Annotated in this window: 14 protein-coding genes; 4 read left to right on the top strand and 10 right to left on the bottom strand. The window is 61.8% G+C overall.

Features of this window, described 5'->3' with window-relative positions:
- Positions 1 to 42: 42 nt before the first annotated feature.
- Together PGR6_RS00770 and PGR6_RS00765 are read right to left on the bottom strand one after the other, a co-directional pair.
- Complete coding sequence (locus PGR6_RS00770; RefSeq protein ID WP_018929387.1) at positions 43 to 288, bottom strand: DUF2789 domain-containing protein; 246 nt, start codon at positions 286 to 288, stop codon at positions 43 to 45.
- 135 nt (positions 289 to 423) lie between these two features.
- On the bottom strand, positions 424 to 891 hold the full coding sequence (locus PGR6_RS00765; RefSeq protein WP_064615754.1) for an aminoacyl-tRNA deacylase: 468 nt from the start codon (positions 889 to 891) through the stop codon (positions 424 to 426).
- A gap of 214 nt (positions 892 to 1,105) precedes the next feature.
- Here PGR6_RS00765 and PGR6_RS00760 point away from each other — a divergent pair, with 214 nt between their 5' ends.
- Positions 1,106 to 1,639, top strand: coding sequence for an NfeD family protein (locus PGR6_RS00760; RefSeq protein WP_064615752.1), 534 nt, complete (start codon positions 1,106 to 1,108; stop codon positions 1,637 to 1,639).
- A gap of 2 nt (positions 1,640 to 1,641) precedes the next feature.
- Positions 1,642 to 2,400, top strand: a complete 759-nt coding sequence (locus PGR6_RS00755) for a slipin family protein (protein WP_018929390.1) — start codon at positions 1,642 to 1,644, stop codon at positions 2,398 to 2,400.
- Between the two features lie 112 nt (positions 2,401 to 2,512).
- Here PGR6_RS00755 and PGR6_RS00750 read toward each other — a convergent pair whose 3' ends face one another.
- The 7 genes from PGR6_RS00750 to PGR6_RS00720 all read right to left on the bottom strand — a co-directional run bounded on the left by PGR6_RS00750 (position 2,513) and on the right by PGR6_RS00720 (position 16,865).
- On the bottom strand, positions 2,513 to 3,457 hold the full coding sequence (locus PGR6_RS00750) for a sulfotransferase family protein (protein ID WP_064615750.1): 945 nt from the start codon (positions 3,455 to 3,457) through the stop codon (positions 2,513 to 2,515).
- Entirely contained in the window at positions 3,445 to 4,230 is a 786-nt protein-coding gene (locus PGR6_RS00745; protein ID WP_064621185.1) for an aspartyl/asparaginyl beta-hydroxylase domain-containing protein, read from the bottom strand. Before PGR6_RS00745 ends, PGR6_RS00750 begins: the two co-directional genes overlap by 13 nt.
- Complete coding sequence (gene cysC / locus PGR6_RS00740) at positions 4,227 to 4,832, bottom strand: adenylyl-sulfate kinase (protein ID WP_064615748.1); 606 nt, start codon at positions 4,830 to 4,832, stop codon at positions 4,227 to 4,229. Before cysC ends, PGR6_RS00745 begins: the two co-directional genes overlap by 4 nt.
- Positions 4,816 to 6,333: a TolC family protein gene (locus tag PGR6_RS00735; RefSeq protein WP_064615746.1), complete on the bottom strand. Its 1,518-nt coding sequence runs from the start codon at positions 6,331 to 6,333 to the stop codon at positions 4,816 to 4,818. The genes cysC and PGR6_RS00735 overlap by 17 nt, the downstream gene beginning before the upstream one ends.
- 41 nt (positions 6,334 to 6,374) lie before the next feature.
- Entirely contained in the window at positions 6,375 to 14,246 is a 7,872-nt protein-coding gene (locus PGR6_RS00730; protein ID WP_237229570.1) for an Ig-like domain-containing protein, read from the bottom strand.
- A 50-nt stretch (positions 14,247 to 14,296) separates the two neighbouring features.
- Complete coding sequence (locus PGR6_RS00725) at positions 14,297 to 15,142, bottom strand: sulfotransferase family protein (protein WP_018929397.1); 846 nt, start codon at positions 15,140 to 15,142, stop codon at positions 14,297 to 14,299.
- A gap of 151 nt (positions 15,143 to 15,293) precedes the next feature.
- Complete coding sequence (locus PGR6_RS00720) at positions 15,294 to 16,865, bottom strand: glycosyltransferase family 39 protein (protein WP_064615744.1); 1,572 nt, start codon at positions 16,863 to 16,865, stop codon at positions 15,294 to 15,296.
- Between the two features lie 275 nt (positions 16,866 to 17,140).
- Here PGR6_RS00720 and PGR6_RS00715 point away from each other — a divergent pair, with 275 nt between their 5' ends.
- Entirely contained in the window at positions 17,141 to 17,728 is a 588-nt protein-coding gene (locus tag PGR6_RS00715; RefSeq protein WP_018929399.1) for a phage tail protein, read from the top strand.
- 56 nt (positions 17,729 to 17,784) lie between these two features.
- On the top strand, positions 17,785 to 18,096 hold the full coding sequence (locus PGR6_RS00710) for a DUF6916 family protein (protein WP_007940987.1): 312 nt from the start codon (positions 17,785 to 17,787) through the stop codon (positions 18,094 to 18,096).
- Positions 18,097 to 18,154: 58 nt separating this feature from the next.
- On the opposite strand, the gene PGR6_RS00705 is transcribed toward PGR6_RS00710, so the two are convergent.
- Positions 18,155 to 18,652 (bottom strand): GNAT family N-acetyltransferase, encoded by a 498-nt coding sequence (locus PGR6_RS00705; protein WP_018929400.1) that lies wholly within the window; start codon positions 18,650 to 18,652, stop codon positions 18,155 to 18,157.
- Positions 18,653 to 18,655 lie beyond the last annotated feature (3 nt).

Below are 18,655 nucleotides of genomic sequence, written 5' to 3'. Positions count from 1 at the left end.
CACCAGTTTTTTTTACATTTCGCCATTTCTCTCCAGATTTTTTTACACCCCCCGCCCCTTCCTCAGCATTACATCCAACTGATCCACCACCTCCGCCCAATCCGCGTCATCCAGAATTTCCTCACGCAGTAACTCTGCCTGGCTCTCGCTCCAGAAGAACGCGTCCGCCAGGTGCAATTCGGGTTTGAGCGGCGAGTGGGTAGCGATGAATTTATCAATGCTTTCGGGGTCGTCAGGCAGGCCGAGTTGTTTGAACAGGGCCGGGAGGCTGTGGGTGGGGGATTCCATGTGGCGCTCCTTTGTGATCGCGTATTGGATGGGTGACTGTGGCGCGGCCATTCGCGGGCAAGCCTCGCTCCTACAGGGACGCGCGGTCGAATGTAGGAGCGAGGCTTGCCCGCGATGACGGCAGTTATGTCGACACTAGGCCGACTGACTCAACTCGCAAACCTCGGCATGCGGCACCATTTTCAGATATTCAGGCACGCTCATGTGTACCAGGTTGTTGTGGTTGCCGGCTTCGAGGTAGATGTCTTTCTGCCGGGTCAGCATCGGGTCAATGACCATGTCCAGGCCATAGGATTCGCCCAATGCAGGCACGGCGCCGCGTTCGCAATCGTCGAACAGGTGCGGCAGGTTGCTTTCCCGGGTGACTTGCCATTCGCTGCTGCCACGGACTTTGCTCAGGTCCAGGTGACGGCTGGCGGGCAGCACGGCCATCAAGTAATGCCCGTGGCGATCGTCGAGGATCACCGATTTGGCCACCCGTTCAGCAGGAATGCCTGCGAGCCGCGCCGTTTCAAGGCTGCTGGCCGAGTGCGGATGGGAAACGATGTCATATTCGCAGTGCGCCTTGTCCAGGCTGGTCTGCACGGTTTTTGCCATACGCATGATGCACCTCGGTGTCCGCAACAACGAATGGCGGACGATGGTTAGAATTTTTTCTCTCCATTAAAAGTCTAGGCCCGCGGGTGGAATCCGGCGGGAAATCCGCCCGTCGGATGCGGTCAACAACTGGTCAAAATTCATACAGTCACAGGCTCAACTAGACTTGTACACAGAGCCACGAACGGCTCGCGGACGGATGACTCTCCCGGAGGGTCAAGTGAACATTCGTTGCTGTGTAATTGCGCTGCTGTTGGCCCTGAGCGGACCGGTTTTCGCAGCGGACACCGTTGTAGTGCTGGTTCCCGACCCGATCGGGATCTGGCTGATCACCTTTGGCATCGCGTTTATGATCGCCGAGGCGGCATTGCCCAATTTCGGCGTGGTCGGTTTTGGCGGCATTGTGATGTTCGTGATCGGCGCACTGATTCTGACCGATGCCGAAGTGCCTGTTCCCTTGATCATCGGCCTGGGGCTGATCAGCGCACTGCTGCTGATTTTCCTGCTGATCCGCGCCTTGAAAACCCGACCGCGCCGCAACTTCAGTGGCGATGCCGAATTGCTGGGCAGCGTGACGCCGATAACGTCGTTGCAGGCTGGCAACGCTTATGTCGGCTGGGTGCACCTGCAAGGCGAACAATGGCAAGTCATGAGTGCCACACCACTGAAACCGGGACAACAGGTCCGGGTGGTGGCGCGCAAGGGTCTACTGCTGCAAGTGGCCGCGACTGACGCGGCACCGGGTGGAGAATAGTCATGGGTCTGCAATTGGGTTTTGCCGCGCTGCTGTTATTGCTGATTGCACTGGCGGGGTCGACTTTCCGCATTCTGCGCGAATACGAACGCGGCGTGGTGTTCCAGCTCGGACGCTTCTGGCAGGTCAAGGGCCCGGGTCTGATCCTGCTGATTCCGGCGGTTCAACAAATGGTTCGTGTCGACCTGCGGACCGTGGTGCTCGACATACCGCCACAAGACGTGATCACCCGCGACAACGTCTCGGTCAAGGTCAATGCAGTGCTGTACTTCCGCGTGCTCGACCCGCAACGGGCGATCATCCAGGTCGAGGACTTTCTCATGGCCACCAGCCAACTGGCTCAGACCACGTTGCGGGCGGTGCTCGGTAAACATGAACTCGATGAATTGCTGGCCGAACGGGAACGGCTGAACGTCGACGTCCAGCAAGTGCTCGATGCCCAGACCGATGCCTGGGGCATCAAGGTGGCCACCGTCGAGATCAAGCACGTGGACCTCAACGAATCGATGATTCGCGCCATCGCCAAACAGGCCGAAGCCGAACGGGAACGCCGGGCCAAGGTGATCCACGCCGAAGGCGAATTGCAGGCCTCGGAAAAACTCATGCAGGCTGCCGAAATGCTCGGGCGTCAGCCGGGGGCCATGCAGTTGCGCTACATGCAGACGCTGAGTTCGATTGCCGGTGACAAGAGTTCGACCATCGTCTTCCCGCTGCCGATCGAATTGCTCAAGGGGATGGCGGATTTGTCGTCAAAATCCTGATCCACCGATAACCTGTGGCGAGGGAGCTTGCTCCCGCTGGGTCGCGAAGCGGCCCCAACATCTGCGACTGCTACGCAGCCGAGCGGGAGCAAGCTCCCTCGCCACAAAAAGATTATATTTTGCGCAATTGTTCCAACGCCTCATACGGCTCCCGCGCCCAGCGCTCCACCCGTTCACGAAGCAACGCCGAGGCTTCGCGACGCTTGTCATCGCCGTCGCCGACAAACACCTGCGACGGCTGCTTGGCATGTTGCCCCACCGCTGCAAACACTTGCCGGCGCTGCTCGATGTCCAACGCAAAGAACGCCGCCAACCGCCCCGCCATCGCCTGCGGCAGTTCGCTGTAATTCACCGCCCAGCCACCAAATGCCTGGCATTGCGCCAACCCCGACGCCAGCAATTGCCCCAACCGCCGAGCGATGTAATCCTCACGGCCGCTGAATGGAGATTCGTCATCCAGCACACTGGCGCCGATCATCCCCGGCACCATGTGCACGCCCGGGCGACGCAGATGCGAGACAGCAATCTCCAGCGGATCGCGATAAAGAAACAGCCACGGTGTTTCAGGGAAGCACTCGCGCAGTAACGGCAGTTCACCGATGTTCCAGGCGTCGAGTTTGATCACCAACCGTTGCTCCACGCCACGTCGACATTGCCCGTAGGCCGACAGTAACCCTTTGATCGCCACACGGCGCTCGACAGCAGGCAAATCGCTGCGTAGCAACGCGTCCAGTGGCGGGGGTTCGCTGATGACAATGTGGTTGTCGAGTCGCGCCAGCATCTGGCTGACCAGGGTCGAGCCACAACGGGAGGCGTGAAAGATAAAGGCGCTCGGTGTCAGGCCGGGACTGCAAGCCTGCCAGTCCGCAAGGGTCGACAATGCCGTTTTTCGACGGAATACCTGATTGAACGGCAGTCGCAGCGCATCCTCCACGGCGTCACGAAAAAACGGCTGATGCAGCCGCGTGTCACCGAACCAGCACCAGTCGACTTGCCATTGCCCAGCCTCTTGCCACACGCGAATTGGCAACCAGCCTTCGAGGTTCAGGCGCTCCATTGTTCAGTCCACTGGCGGCGACCATCGCGCATCGCCGCACGCAATTCTTCGCGGGTGAACACAAGGCCATGTTCGGCAGCCAGCACCAGAGTGCGGGCGACAAAGGCTTCATTGTCCCGCAAACCCTGCAAGGTCTTGCACAGCTGCGGTTCGCCGGCCAGCAGTGCCTTGAATTGCTCTAAAGCTTGATCACCGATTAGCGGCGACGGCGTGGTTGCCAGCCCGTCGATAATCGCCTGCTCCAGCCAGGCGCCGGGCCGGCAATCGAGCACCAGATGAATCCGTGCCCGGGTATCGCGATTGTCCACGCGATGGGGCCGCGAGAGGTCGAGATACCAGCATTCACCAGCGGTCATCGGCATGCGCTGGCCGTCCAGCATGAAGTCCACATGGGGTGGGCTGAGCAGCGGGATGTGCAGACGCAAGTCCGCATCCGGCTCGCCCAGGTCATAGTCACGATGCTCATGGATACGCCCGCCCGGGCCAAGTCGCAACAGGCGCGCGCAGACAATCTCCAGCGGCAGATCCCGCAGCCCTTGCTGCCATCGACCATCCCGTCGCCAGGGTTCGCGCACTCGAGGTTCACCGCTTCCGGGCGCCAGCTCGGTCAAGGCATCGGCCGCGGAAATCAGCGCCACGCCGCTCCAGTCGCCGGTGTAGTAAGCGCTGTTGAAGTGACCGTGCCAGTCGTCCTCACCGATCGCCGCCAGCGCCTGCAACAGCAACGGCAAATCCACCGTCACCGGCAATCGGGAGAATGCCGGCCGGCTCATCGTTTTGGCAGCACCGCGCATTCGCCGAGCCAGGTCAGCAAACGGTCAAGACAGGCCTCGACCGATTGCGCGCCCGTATCGAGCACCAGCGACGCACACGGCGGTGGTTCGTAAGGCGCGGAAACACCGGTGAAGCCCGCCAACTCACCCCGTCGAGCCCGGGCGTAATGACCTTTGGGATCACGCTGTTCACACACCGTCAAAGAGGCGCTGCACCAGACTTCGCGGTAATCCTCGCCCAGCCGCCGGGCAAACAGTTCGCGCAACTCCACCAAGGGCGCAATCATCGCGAGGATGACAATCTGCCCATTCTCGACCAACAGCGCCGCCACTTCGCTGGCGCGGCGGATGTTTTCCAGGCGATCACTGTCGGTGAACCCCAGATCGCGATTGAGCCCGACCCGCAGTCCATCGCCATCGAGCACCACACTCTGCACGCCATGTTCGAACAGCTCGGCGTGCAGTGCCTGGGCCAATGTCGACTTGCCCGCCGCCGGTAAACCGGTCAGCAGAATCGCCGCGCCGCGATGGCCGTTGCGGGCCTCCCGTTGGGCGCGGCTGATGCTCGCCGTCGGCGCCAGCAGGTTAGCGGACCGGGGCATGGGCCACCGGCGGTACTGAGATGTTGCCCGCCGCCCACGCCGCTTCGCGATTGGCCAGTGCGGTGGCGATGGACTGGACTTCGGTAGATTGCACCTCGTCCGGCAGCGGATCGAGACCGGCGCTGGCGAAGATTTGCCCGTAAGCGTTGCGCAGGTCAGCGTAGGACAGGTCGCGACGCAGATCGGCCTGCAACGTGTTCAGTTCGCCCTGGATCAGATCCAGTTCGCCCAGCCCGGCCGCCTGATAGCGGTTGCGCAGCTGGCCGATGATTTGCCCGTCGATGTTCGACAATTGCTGATTGGTCTGGAACTGCCGCAGTGCTTCGCGGTAGTTGGCGTTGGCCACGTAGAGCTGGGCCAACACTGCGATGGACATCGCCTGACGACGTGCCGCGGCGACTTCTTCGCCGGCCTTGGCGACATCGATCGCGGCGGGTGCGGAAATCACATTGAACAGGTTCCAGGTGACTTTCACCCCGTAATCCGCCCAGCTCTGTTCCACCAAAAACGAGTTGCTGTCGTAATGCCCGCCAGCGGAGAACTCCAGCCCTGGTAACAGGCGCAGCATGGCTTTGCGGGTTTCGGCCGCGCTGATGCGGGTCTGGTAATCCTGCTCGCGCAACTCCGGCCGACTGGTCAGGGCTTCCTGCTCCAGGCTGGCGAGGTCGACCTTGAGTTCCGGAATGTCGTAATCATCCTGGGTCGCCAGCGTCAGCTCGGTATTCAGTGGCAGGTTGATCAGGGTCGCCAACTCGGTTTTTGCCAGCGACAGCGCGCGGCGTTGCTCTTCCAGTTGCCGGGTGGCTTCGATCAGCGAGCGCTGATAAGCCAACGACTGGATCGGATCGCCGATACGCTGTTGGCTCATGCTCTGGCTATTCTCACGGGCGGTATCGACCCGGGCCATCAGGCTGTCGATTTGCTTGAGCAAACGTTCGGCGGCCACGGCTCGCCAATAGGCCGAGCGCACGTCCTGGACGATGGTGTTGATCACCTTGCGCCGACGTTCCTGCACGATCAGCCGCTGATCGCCCTGCTGCTTGGCGCTGATGTAGCTGACGCCGAAGTCGAGCACGTTCCAGACCATGGTCAGGTCCGCCACGTCACGGTCGCGGTCCTGGGAGGTCGACGGTTCCAGAGACTGGGTGCCGGTGCGCACGCTCTGGCTGCTGGAGGCGTTGACGTTGTTGCGCCCCACGTAACCGGCATCCAGCGCCATGCGCGGCAGCATGTCGAAACTGGCGAGGTCGAGTTGGCGCTTGGCCAGGGCTTCTTCCATGATCTTGAGCCGGCCTTCGAGGTTGTATTTCACCGCGCGGGCCATGGCCTGGTGCAGGGTCAGCGGGCCGCTGAGGGGCTCCTGACCCTTGTACATGTTTTGCAGATCGCTTTTGGCGCGCTGTTGGCTGACGCTGCGTTCGATCGGTTGACTGGTGACTGCACATCCGCTGATCGCCAGCGCCAGCAGGCTGGCGCCGAACAACTTATGACTTCTTTTCATCCTTGTATTGCCCCCGGTGCCGCACTGCTTTAATGATTTTTTCAGGCCTGCATTTCACTGATGCCGACCTGTTGCAAAGCCGCGGCCAGGCTGTCGACCTGCCGTTGCTCGGTGTCTTTGAGCTGTTGTAATTGCTGGCCAAGACTCGGTGCGCCAAACACGCCGCGCAGCCCTTGGGAAACATCCCCCGCCCTGATTGACTGATTACCAAAGGTGTTCAGCGAATCCCCCTCGCTACTGGTGGCCTGATTGAACAGGCTCGACAGCGTGCTGCTGCCGAAGACCCCGCCATCGCCCCCGCCAAAGCCGAGGAAGCCGTGGCCTGAGCCATCGCCGCCGTTGTCGCTGCTGGTGAATACCTGGGCAATAAAACTCGGCGTCAGCGCCCCGTGGTTTATGAAAATGTCGCCCAGAGGCCGAATGCCATTGCCCATCACCCGTTGTTCAAACAACGGGGCAAAGGTCAGCGGCGAGCCGAGATCGCCAGTGGGTGGGGTGAAGATGATCGGTTGCAATGGCACGTTCGGCGGATCGGCGACGACCACCGGTGTCAACACCAAGGGGGGTGGCGTCGGTACGGTGTTGATTGTGTAGTTATTGGATACCGCGACGCTGGCGCCCAGGTTGCCCGCCAGGTCCGTCACATTGCTGGTGTCCAGCGCAATGAAGTTGCTCGGGTCGGTAATGTTCGCGGTGGGCGTGAAGGTCCCGGTCCAGGCCTTGCCGCCATCGCTGCTGGCCAGATTGGTCAGTTCACCGTTGGTCACGCTCAAGTCCGACAAATCGAAGTTGCTGACCGCTTCGCTGAACGTGAAGGTCACCAGTGTCGTCTGGCCAATTCCCAACACCGGATTGGCAACCACGATGCTGACGGTCGGACGGGTCGCATCAAGTGCGTAGTTGTTGGAGATGGCGATGCTGGCGCCGGCATTGCCCGCGGCGTCGAGCACATTGCCGGTGTCGAGCAGGATCAGGTTGGTCGCATCGTTGACGCTCGCGGTCGGCGTGAGTGTGGCGGTCCAGGTCACTCCGCCGTCGCTGCTGGCCAGGTTGGACAACACGCCATTGGCCACGCTGAGGTCGGACAGGTCGAAACCGGACACCGCTTCGCTGAAGGTAAAGGTCACCGTGGTGGTCTCGCCGATACCCAGTTTATTGTCCGCGACCACAATGGTCGCGGTTGGACGCACGGTGTCGATGGCGTAGTTGTTGGAGTCGGTCACGCCGACGCCGCTGTTGCCCGACACGTTGGTCACACCGCTGTTGTCCAGGCGGATCAGGTTAGTGGTGTCCGTGACGCTGGCGGCAGGCGTGAAAGTCGCCGTCCAGGTCACGCCGCCATCGCTGGAAGAAACACTGCTGAGGGTGCCGTTGGCGACCGTCAGGTCAGCATTGGTGAAACCGCTCACCGCTTCGCTGAAGGTAATGGTCACCAGCGATGTTTCACCGGCCTTGAGGGCACTGTCGGCAACGACGATGGTGGCGGTCGGCACCTGGGTTTCCACCACATAGTTGGCCGAGTTGGTGGTGCCCGCTCCAGTGTTGCCGGCCACGTCCGACACGCCGCTGTTGTTCAGGGTAATGATGTTGCTGGCGTCGGTAACCCCGGCAGTCGGGGTGAAGGTCGCGGTCCAGGTGATGCCGCCGTCGCTGCTGCTGACCGCGCTCAAGGTACCGTTGGCGACGCTCAAGTCACTGTTGTCGAAACCCGTCACCGCTTCGCTGAAGGTGATGGTCACCAGGGCGGTTTCCCCCGGTTTCAGGGTCGAATCACTCAACACGATGGTGGCCGTCGGACGCTGGCTGTCGATGGCGTAGTTGTTGGAATCAGTGGTGCCGCTGCCAGCGTTGCCCGCCAGGTCGCTGATCCCGGTGTTGTCCAGGGTGATCAGATTGGTGGTGTCGTTGATGCCCGCCGAAGGCGTGAAGGTCGCCGTCCAGGTGATGCCGCCATCGCTGCTGCTCACCGCGCTCAGCGTACCGTTGGCGATGGTCAGGTCGGCGTTGGTGAAACCGCTCACTGCTTCGCTGAAGGTGATGGTCACGAGCGAGGTTTCGCCGATTTGCAGCGCCGTGTCCGCGACCACGATGGTAGCCGTCGGGCGCACGGTGTCGATGGCGTAGTTGTTGGAATCGGTGGTGCCGCTGCCCACGTTACCGGAGGCGGCCGCCTGCACGCCGGTGTTGTCCAGGGTGATCAGGTTGGTCGCGTCGGTGATGCTGGCGGTCGGGGTGAACGTGGCCGTCCAGGTGATGCCGCCATCGCTGCTGCTCACCGCCGTGAGCGTACCGTTGGCGATGGTCAGGTCGGCGTTGGTGAAACCGGTCACCGCTTCACTGAAGGTAATGGTCACCAGCGACGTTTCACCGATTTTCAGCGCGTTGTCGGCCACCACGATGGTGGCCGTTGGCAGCACCGTATCTATGGTGTAGTTGGCCGAGTTGGTGGTGCCACTGCCGGTGTTGCCGGCCACATCGGTCACACCGGTATTGTTCAGGGTGATGACGTTGCTCGTGTCATTCACGCCGGCAGTTGGGGTGAAGGTCGCGGTCCAGGTGATGCCGCCATCGCTGCTGCTCACTGCCGTGAGCGTACCGTTGGCGATGGTCAGGTCGGCATTGGTGAAACCGGTCACCGCCTCGGAGAAGGTGATCGTCACCAACGATGTTTCTCCGGCACTGAGGGCGGCGTCCGCCAGGACGATGGTGGCCGTCGGGCGTTGGCTGTCGACGGCGTAATTGTTGGAGTCGGTGGTGCCGCTGCCGGTGTTGCCGGCCCCATCGGTCACCCCGGTGTTGTCCAGGGTAATCAGGTTGGTCGCATCGGTGATGCTCGCTGCCGGTGTGAGGGTGGCGGTGTAGGTGATGTTATCGCTGGTGCTCAGACTGCTCAGGGTACCGTTGCTCACCGTCAGGTCGGCGAGGCTGAAGCCGGTCACCGCCTCGGAGAAGGTGATGGTCACCACTGATGTCTGACCCACCGCCAGCGCCGAGTCCGCGACCACGATGGTGGCCGTCGGGCGCACGGTATCGATGGCGTAGTTGTTCGAATCGGTGGTGCCGCTGCCCACGTTACCGGAAGCGGCCGCCTGCACGCCGGTGTTGTCCAGCGTGATCAGGTTAGTCGCGTCGGTGATGGCGCTGGTCGGTGTGAACGTGGCCGTCCAGGTGATGCCGCCGTCGCTGCTGCTCACCGCCGTGAGCGTACCGTTGGCGATGGTCAGATCAGCGTTGGTGAAACCGCTCACCGCTTCGCTGAAGGTGATCGTCACCAGTGAGGTTTCACCGATTTTCAGTGCGTTGTCGGCCACCACGATGGTCGCCGTCGGCAGCACCGTATCGATGGTGTAGTTGCCGGAGTTGGTGGTGCCGCTGCCGGTGTTGCCCGCCAGATCACTGACCCCGGTGTTGTTCAGGGTGATGACGTTGCTCGAGTCATTCACGCCGACGGTCGGGGTGAAGGTTGCGGTCCAGGTGATGCCGCCGTCACTGCTGCTCACCGCCGTGAGCGTACCGTTGGCAATCGTCAGGTCGGCGTTGGTGAAACCGCTCACCGCTTCGCTGAAGGTAATGGTCACCAGCGAGGTTTCGCCCGCGGTCAGCGTTGTATCGGCCAGCACAATCGTGGCGGTCGGGCGCACGGTGTCGATGGCGTAGTTATTGGAATCGGTGGTGCCGCTGCCGGCGTTGCCCGCCAAATCGCTGATCCCGGTGTTGTCCAGGGTGATCAGGTTGGTGGTGTCGTTGATGCTCGCCGAAGGTGTGAAGGTCGCCGTCCAGGTGATGCCGCCGTCGCTGCTGCTCACCGAGGTCAACGTGCCGTTAGCGATCGTCAGGTCCGCGTTGGTGAAACCGCTCACCGCCTCGGAGAAGGTGATGGTCACCAGCGAGGTTTCGCCGATTTTCAGTGCCGTGTCCGCGACCACGATAGTGGCCGTCGGGCGCACGGTGTCGATCGCATAGTTGTTGGAATCGGTGGTGCCGCTGCCCACGTTACCGGAGGCGGCCGCCTGCACGCCGGTGTTGTCCAGGGTGATCAGGTTGGTCGCGTCGGTGATGGCGCTGGTCGGTGTGAACGTGGCCGTCCAGGTGATGCCGCCGTCGCTGCTGCTCACCGCCGTGAGCGTACCGTTGGCGATGGTCAGATCAGCGTTGGTGAAACCGCTCACCGCTTCGCTGAAGGTGATCGTCACCAGTGAGGTTTCACCGATTTTCAGCGCGTTGTCGGCCACCACGATGGTCGCCGTCGGCAGCACCGTATCGATGGTGTAGTTGCCGGAGTTGGTGGTGCCGCTGCCGGTGTTGCCCGCCAGATCACTGACCCCGGTGTTGTTCAGGGTGATGACGTTGCTCGAGTCATTCACGCCGACGGTCGGGGTGAAGGTCGCGGTCCAGGTGATGCCGCCGTCACTGCTGCTCACCGCCGTGAGCGTACCGTTGGCAATCGTCAGGTCGGCGTTGGTGAAACCGCTCACCGCTTCGCTGAAGGTAATGGTCACCAGCGAGGTTTCGCCCGCGGTCAGCGTCGTATCGGCCAGCACAATCGTGGCGGTCGGGCGCACGGTGTCGATGGCGTAGTTATTGGAATCGGTGGTGCCGCTGCCGGCGTTGCCCGCCAAATCGCTGATCCCGGTATTGTCCAGGGTGATCAGGTTGGTGGTGTCGTTGATGCTGGCGCTCGGGGTGAAGGTTGCGGTCCAGGTGATGCCGCCGTCGCTGCTGCTCACTGCCGTGAGCGTACCGTTGGCGATGGTCAGGTCCGCATTGGTGAAACCGCTCACCGCTTCGCTGAAGGTGATGGTCACCAGCGAGGTTTCGCCGATTTTCAGTGCCGAGTCCGCGACCACGATAGTGGCCGTCGGGCGCACGGTGTCGATCGCATAGTTGTTGGAGTCGGTCGTGCCAATGCCCACGTTACCGCTGGCGGCCGCCTGCACGCCAGAGTTGTCCAGGGTGATCAGGTTGGTCGCGTCGGTGATGCTGGCGGTCGGGGTGAAGGTCGCCGTCCAGGTAATGCCGCCGTCGCTGCTGCTCACCGCCGTGAGTGTACCGTTGGCGATGCTCAGGTCCGCGTTGGTGAAACCGCTCACGGCCTGATCGAAGGTGATGGTCACCAGTGAGGTTTCGCCGATTTTCAGTGCGTTGTCGGCGACCACGATGGTCGCGGTCGGCGGGACGGTGTCGATCATGTAGTTGTTCGAATTGGTGGTGCCGCTGCCGGTGTTGCCCGCCAGATCACTGACCCCGGTATTGTTCAGGGTGATCAGGTTGGTGGTGTCATTGACGCTGGCCGACGGCGTGAAGGTCGCGGTCCAGGTGATGCCGCCATCGCTGCTGCTCACCGCGCTCAGCGTGCCGTTGGCGATGGTCAGGTCGGCGTTGGTGAAACCACTCACCGCTTCGCTGAACGTAATGGTCACCAGCGAGGTTTCACTCGCGGTCAGCGTTGTATCGGCCACCACAATCGTGGCGGTCGGGCGTACCGTATCGATGGCGTAGTTGTTGGAGTCGGTGGTGCCGCTACCGGCGTTGCCCGCCAGGTCGCTGACTCCGGTGTTGTCCAGAGTGATCAGGTTGGTCGTATCGGTGATGCTGGCGGTTGGGGTGAAGGTTCCCGTCCAGGTGATGCCGCCATCGCTGCTGCTCACCGCCGTGAGCGTACCGTTGGCAATCGTCAGGTCCGCGTTGGTGAGACCGGTGACCGCTTCATTGAAGGTGATGGTCACCAGCGAGGTTTCGCCGACTTTCAGCGCATTGTCCGCCACCACGATGGTCGCGGTCGGGCGTACGGTGTCGACCGTGTAGTTATTGGAGTTGGTGGTGCCGACGCCGGCGGTGCCCAGGCCGTTTATCACGCCGGTGTTGTCCAGGGTGATGACGTTGGTCGTATCGGAAATACTGGCGGACGGGGTGAACGTTGCCGTCCAGGTGATGCCGCCATCGCTGCTGCTGACGGCGCTCAGGGTGCCGTTGGGGATAGTCAGGTCCGCGTTGGTGAAACCGGTCACGGCCTCGGAAAAGGTGATCGTCACCAAGGACGTTTCGCCGATGCTCAGTGTGGTGTCGGCGACCACAATGGTCGCGGTCGGCGGTGGCGAATACGCGGTGTTGAGTACGCCACCGTCGTTGTAGATAGTCGAGAAAGAGGTCGGCGAGGTGCCGGTTGAACCTCCGCCCTGCGCGGTACCGCCTGCACCACTGGCTGCGGCATTACCGGCCAGGGCCGCGAAGTTGGCAGCCGTGATCAGTAGCGTGCCTTTGTTCCAGATCGCACCGACGCCCCGGCCGCCAATGCCGCCATTACTGGCATTGCTGCCTTGGCCACCACCACCGCCACCACCGCCACCGGCGCCGATGTTGTTGCTGATGGTCGACGTGCCGATGACGGTTATGGTGCCGCTGCTGGCGTTGTAGATCCCGCCTACCGCGTTGCCGCCAGCACCACCTACCTTGTCCCAACCGGCCCCGCCGCCGCCACCGCCAATGGAAATCGTGCCATTGGTGGCCGTCGCACCGTTACCGCCGTTGCTGTAATAGGAAACGCCCACCCCGCCAGCACCGCCAGTGGTGGAACCACCGCGACCGCCCATGTGGGTGGCGTCATAACCGCCGCCATAACCACCGACACCGCCGCTGCCCGCCTGGCCGCCCAATGTGCCGGTGCCCGGCCCTGCCGAACCGCCGTGCCCGCCGCCCTGGCCGCCCAAACCGCCACCACCGCCGCCGCCACCGCCGTAAAAAGCGCCCGTGACACCGCCGCCGCCACCACCACCGGAAGCGGCGTTGGAGGTCACGGTAACGTTTTTCAGGGTCAGGTTCCCGGCGTTGAAAATCCCCCCGGCCATTGCGCCCGTGGCGCCGTAGCCACCGTTGCCACCGTTGCCCGCCACCAGGCCACGGGTGATCACCAGGCCATCGAGCGTCACAGTACTGCCAGACGCCACTTCAACCACTCGGGTCTTGTACTGACCATCAAGAGTCACATCTGCCACACCGTCGTTGTTCAAGTCGCCATCAACGTAGACGTTCTTGTTGATCAGCAATTCGGAGGTCAACTGCACCGTCATGCCGGTGCTGAATGTGACGATATCGCCGTTCTGCGCCGAGGCGAGGGCGGCACGCAGCGAGCCGACGCCCGTGTTGGCGTTGTTGGTGGCGGTCCAGGTGGCCAGGCCCCACTGATACTCGCTCATGGCCGTGGTCGAGAGCACGTTGGCGCTTTCGATGTTGCCGGTGGCAATTTCCAGATTCCAGTCGCCACCGACCCCGGTGCGGTTGCTGGAAGCGGCGATATCACGGCCGGTCAGTTGCGCCAGCGAGTCGACGAAACTCAAGCCGCGCTCGCCTTCGGCGGTGTAGCAGCCGTAGATCAAGATGTCGCCGCCGACGTTCATGTCCTTGCCGATTTCCGCCAGCACGGCGCTGCGGGCCGCGACGTTATCGGCCGACAGATAACTATTACCCAGCCACAGATCGCCTGCGTTGCCGTGGGCGATGATCTGCACCGAACTGATGCCCTGATGGGTATCGAGGTAGTCGGCAATCTGCTGCAAGCCGTCCTTGCTCGCGTCCAGCTGAACCACCTGAGTGCCCGGCGCGACGCCTTTAAGCAGGCTGTTGGCGTCCTTGACCCGCGAATCGACGAACACCACGCTTTGCCCTGGCACCGCGACAGGTGTCGGGGTTGGCGTGGCATCGGCCTGGCCGTGGGTGTCCTTGCTGGCGACCGACTTGTCGGCAGTCGGTGCCTTGACCGCGTCGGCCGTGGTATGGGTGTCAGCCTGGGCAGTATCGGCCACTGTGGCGGCCACCGCGCCGTCGAACAGCATGCGCGGCTCCAGGGACATGATCATTGGCGTGGCCAGCGCTCGTGCGCCTTCGGTAACCCGCGACTTGCCTTTGCTCCACCACATGCTGCTCACCCGGACTCGAACTTTTTGACAGACCAATGAAAACGCCGCGATCAACTGATCGCGGCGTCGGCTTTCATACGAATGACATTGGCGGCGCTGGCTGAGCCATCGAGCCAAAAGGACAACTCGGCGTATTGCTTGAACAAATCCGGCGGCAGGATCGTGCGCCTGGACTGCAATTGAACCTTGGCCTTCACCTTGTGCAGCCCCGAGAGGCCAAGGGCTTGGTCGAATTCCGGCGCGTCGTAGGCCAAATGATCGAAATCATGTTCGAACCAGGGTTCACCGATGAAGTCGTAAACCAGCCGCATCACCCGCTCTGGCGCCTGGCTCAGCAGGTCGTAATCGATGATCAGCAGTGAGTCGGCGTGTTCGCCGTAATAGGCTTCCTTGAGGGCGGCCCAGGAAAACCCCACCAACCGATTGCGTTGGGCCAGGGTTTCGCAGCGGCTGTAGACCGTGTTGCGCTCAACCGCATCGCCGAACAGCTTGGTGTTTTCGAAGGGATTGGCGCGGTACAGGCGCTCGATGCTGTCCATGACCCAGGCGACATTGCGCACACAGGCAATGATCTTGGCTTGAGGGAACAGATCGCTGATCGCCGGCAGGCGCGAACTCCACAAGCGGTTGGTGTCGAACACCACCGGTTTGTCGGCCTTGTCGGCGTAGTAAGAATCGAACAGGCCACGCAACAGGCGGCGACGCAGGTCGGTGTCGATCACCGCGCCGAATTCGCTGCCGGCGCTGCATTGCTCCAGAACGCCGGAAAAGAGTGCGCCCACGGGGCTGGTCATGCCGGCATGGAAACGCGGATTCTGCAAAAGAATGGCAGAAAGCAGGGTCGAGCCCGAGCGCGGCAAGCCGGAGATAAAGTGGAACTGCTGCAATCCATTCACCCGTCATTCAGTCCTTTGTACGACGGAGCGTAGACCAGGAATGGCCTTACAGCTAGTGGTGTTTTGATATCAAATTGGAGCTAAATCGACTGGAAAACGCAATTTATATAACCGTTTAAAAGTTGAATCGTTTAAGCCCTGAAACCACGGATTACTTCAGCACATACAAGCGTGCCACGGCGCCTCCTCCCCGGGCTTCGTCGACGCGTTGCCAGCCCGCGGGCAATGGAGCGAACTCGTCCGCCCCCTCGAGGGTACCGACCAGCCATACCCGACCAGTGCCTTTGGGCAAGGCATCGAGGCTATCCAGGTAGATGTCATTGGTCACCAGCGTACCGAAACCGTAGGCGTTCGGCCGGCTCGACCGGCCATCGGCCAATGGTGGCGTGTACAGCATCGGTTTGGCGTTGGTCTGGTTGTAATAGACGTAACTCAGGTACCAGAGCATGTCACTGGTGACGATTCGGTCGCCGGGCATGAAGTGCTGGTTCACGTGTTTGGCCATGACGCTGATCTGATCCTCAGTATCCACCGTGGCATTGTTCTTCACCCCCACCAGCTCGACACCGGTAAACAGCAGCAGCACGGCCAGTGCCAAGACCTTGAAGTCTGCGTACAAGCGATCGACGGCCAGCGCGACAACCATCGGCAGACCCAAGGCGTAAGCGGTCAGGTAACGCTCGATGAACACCGGCGAGATGAACGACACCGCAAACACCAGCAATAACGGGACCGCGGTGTAGATCACCGCCAGCACACTGCCACGGAACACACTGCGGTCGCGGGCCAGCGCCACGCCCGCCAGGGCCACCAATGCCAGTGGCAGCGCGATAAAAATCAGCGTGGGCAGGTTCTCGCCATCGTCCTGGATCAGGAGCGACCAGATCATCGACGGCAATGAGTCGAGCATGACGGGGGGCTCCCATCCCACATCACCATTGGCCTTGAGCAGATCCAAGTGCTGGATCAGATCGATCAGGCTGGGCACCCACGGCAAGTACAACAGCACGATGGCCACATTGGCCAGCCACCAGCCCGAGCGCTGAATGTGTCGCAGTCGGTACCCTGGCTGCACACGGATCAGGCCCAGATACAACCAGTGACACAGCACGCACAGCGCGGTGAAGTAATGGGTGTAGAACGCCGCTGTCATCAGCAGGGTGTAGATCACCAGATAGCGCGTGCGTTGTGGCCGTTTTATCCAGTACACCAGGGCGATCGTGGCGCCGATCAGCCACATCCCCAACAGCGAATACATCCGCACTTCCTGGCTATACCGCACCGCCGTGGGCAACAGCGCCAGCAGAACCCCGGCCAGCAACGCGGCGCGGCGGGTCGCGAGCAGGTCCACCAGCCAGACACCGAGCCCGACCGTGGCAATCCCCGGCAGCGCGCTCAGGCAACGAATCGAAAAAATGCCGTCGCCGAACAGCCCGATCCAGCCGTGCAGCAGTATGAAATACAGCGGCGGATGCACATCATGGGCTGCATGTTCCCAGATCCCGGCCAGAGAGTACTGGCTCAACAACAGGCTGGACCCTTCGTCACCCCAGATCGCCGCCGCCGTCAGGTCGTAAAAACGCACCAGCGCAGCCAATGCCAGGATCGGCAGCAGCCAGTGCTCCCGCGCCCACCGCAATAAGCGACGGGCAGCCGCCCATGAGCCCGGTGTCGCGTGCGGATCCTGAGTGTCACCCAGCGGTGTTTCTCTGCGCGCCTCCATTGCCTCCCCTTGTTTCAACCTGATGTGCCTCGACCTAATGAACTTCGACCAGTGAATACGCAATTTTCTCAAGCACTGTAGGACAGGCTCAGGCCCGTCGTCGATGCTGGCTTTACGACGGACGACGTCCGGCAATCATTCCGATCAGCGTCTACGCTTTGGCGTGGCGTGACCCAGCCACGGAGATGAACGGAGTCGGCTGATCACTGCGATCCGCCCGGATAACCGGGCCTGCGATGTGACATATCAGACACTAACCTGAGGGATGAGGAACTATGGAAGTATTCATGGGCACTATCCAACCTTTCGCCTTTAACTTCGCCCCCAACGGCTGGGCCCTGTGCTATGGCCAGACGCTGGGGATCTCGCAATACCAGGCGCTGTTCTCACTGCTGGGAACCTACTATGGAGGCAATGGCACCACCAATTTCATGCTGCCCAACCTGCAGGGCCGCATGCCGATTGCCCAAGGCAACGGCCTGGGCCTGACCCCGCGTGTCATCGGCGAGGTCTCCGGGACCGAAAACGTCACCGCAACCATCAATAACCTGCCCAACCACACCCACGCCCTGTCCGGGCTCACGGCCACCACCACCCTGCAACTGGCCAGCCCGGCGAGCAACCCGGTCACCAACCCGACCGCAACCAACTCCTACATCGGTGCCTCGGGCGGCGGGCCAGGCTCGGCGAGCATCTACTCCGATCAGCAAGGTGCTGCGGCTGTACCGCTCAAGGGTGTCACCAGCACGGTGACGGGGGAAATCTCGTCCGCCGGCAATGGTTTGCCCATGACGGTGATGAACCCGTTCCTGGTGCTCAACTTCAGCATCGCCCTGAACGGATTATTCCCTTCACGTAACTGAGGGTCTGACCGGGGGATGCACATCCCCCGGCCACTTTTGCTTGATGGAGGGATGCCATGCTGCAACAGGTTCAAAGCCAACACTTTCAGGCACTGCTGGGCAAGACCGGGACGCTGCGGCTGCCCGATGGCAGTGAATTGCCGATCCATATCGACACCCTTAAAGAAACGCCCCATTCACAGATGCCCAAAAGCGAGCGCATGCCGTTCAGCGTCGAGCTCAACAGCCTGCAACCCACCGATTTTGTCGATGGCTTGTGTGCGCTGGAGTTGCCGGAACTGGGTCAGGTGGAAAATATTTTCGTCTCGCGAGTACCGACCATGGGGCGGGATCCCGACGTGGGTTATTTCTACATCGCCTTCAACTGAGACTTTGTGGGAGCGGGCTTATGTGGTGAGCCCCTCACCACGGTTTTTTGTATTGCTCTTAACCCTGCGGGTACCACACCAACCGCTCCGCCGCCGGGTTGCGCTCTTCAACCTGAAACCCCAGCGCCAGGTAATGCTGGCGCGCATGGGGATTGTTGGCCCAGACCACCGTCGCCACAGGGCAGCGGATTTGTTGCGCGGCTTTTTGCACGCCTTGCAGCACCGTCCGCCCGTAACCCCGGCCTCGGGCCTGGGGGATGAACGCCAGGTACAGCACGCGAATTTCATTGGGACCGAAGTCGGTGGTCAACGCGCCGATGGCTGTGTCGAGTTTCTCGATCACGTAATGCATGGCGTCGGGAAAGTTTTCCCCCAGTCCTTGTTCCTGCACGGTGAATTGCTGGGCAACCACCTGTTGGACCACTTCCTGCTCGCCGTCGATCCATTGCAGATCCGGCCGCGCCGCCTGGTAAAGGCTGTGCAGAAAAGGTCCATCGCTGGCGCGCGAAGGCCTGACCACCAGACCGTCCGCTGCCACTGAATCGCTGTTCGCCATCGC

Origin of the sequence: Pseudomonas sp. GR 6-02, assembly GCF_001655615.1 — a bacterium.
Lineage (GTDB): Bacteria > Pseudomonadota > Gammaproteobacteria > Pseudomonadales > Pseudomonadaceae > Aquipseudomonas.
The sequence above is the reverse complement of the archived record's forward strand: the minus strand, read 5'-3'. Positions and strand labels throughout refer to the sequence as shown.

What these genes read in the sequence shown, in the direction of transcription:
- PGR6_RS00750 (WP_064615750.1), bottom strand. Translation starts at nt 3,457, where the DNA reads ATGGAGCGCCTGAACCTCGAAGGCTGGTTGCCAATTCGCGTGTGGCAA.
- PGR6_RS00770 (WP_018929387.1), bottom strand. Translation starts at nt 288, where the DNA reads ATGGAATCCCCCACCCACAGCCTCCCGGCCCTGTTCAAACAACTCGGC.
- PGR6_RS00730 (WP_237229570.1), bottom strand. Translation starts at nt 14,246, where the DNA reads ATGTGGTGGAGCAAAGGCAAGTCGCGGGTTACCGAAGGCGCACGAGCG.
- PGR6_RS00755 (WP_018929390.1), top strand. Translation starts at nt 1,642, where the DNA reads ATGGGTCTGCAATTGGGTTTTGCCGCGCTGCTGTTATTGCTGATTGCA.
- PGR6_RS00765 (WP_064615754.1), bottom strand. Translation starts at nt 891, where the DNA reads ATGCGTATGGCAAAAACCGTGCAGACCAGCCTGGACAAGGCGCACTGC.
- PGR6_RS00745 (WP_064621185.1), bottom strand. Translation starts at nt 4,230, where the DNA reads ATGAGCCGGCCGGCATTCTCCCGATTGCCGGTGACGGTGGATTTGCCG.
- PGR6_RS00735 (WP_064615746.1), bottom strand. Translation starts at nt 6,333, where the DNA reads ATGAAAAGAAGTCATAAGTTGTTCGGCGCCAGCCTGCTGGCGCTGGCG.
- PGR6_RS00710 (WP_007940987.1), top strand. Translation starts at nt 17,785, where the DNA reads ATGCTGCAACAGGTTCAAAGCCAACACTTTCAGGCACTGCTGGGCAAG.
- cysC (WP_064615748.1), bottom strand. Translation starts at nt 4,832, where the DNA reads ATGCCCCGGTCCGCTAACCTGCTGGCGCCGACGGCGAGCATCAGCCGC.
- PGR6_RS00705 (WP_018929400.1), bottom strand. Translation starts at nt 18,652, where the DNA reads ATGGCGAACAGCGATTCAGTGGCAGCGGACGGTCTGGTGGTCAGGCCT.
- PGR6_RS00720 (WP_064615744.1), bottom strand. Translation starts at nt 16,865, where the DNA reads ATGGAGGCGCGCAGAGAAACACCGCTGGGTGACACTCAGGATCCGCAC.
- PGR6_RS00715 (WP_018929399.1), top strand. Translation starts at nt 17,141, where the DNA reads ATGGAAGTATTCATGGGCACTATCCAACCTTTCGCCTTTAACTTCGCC.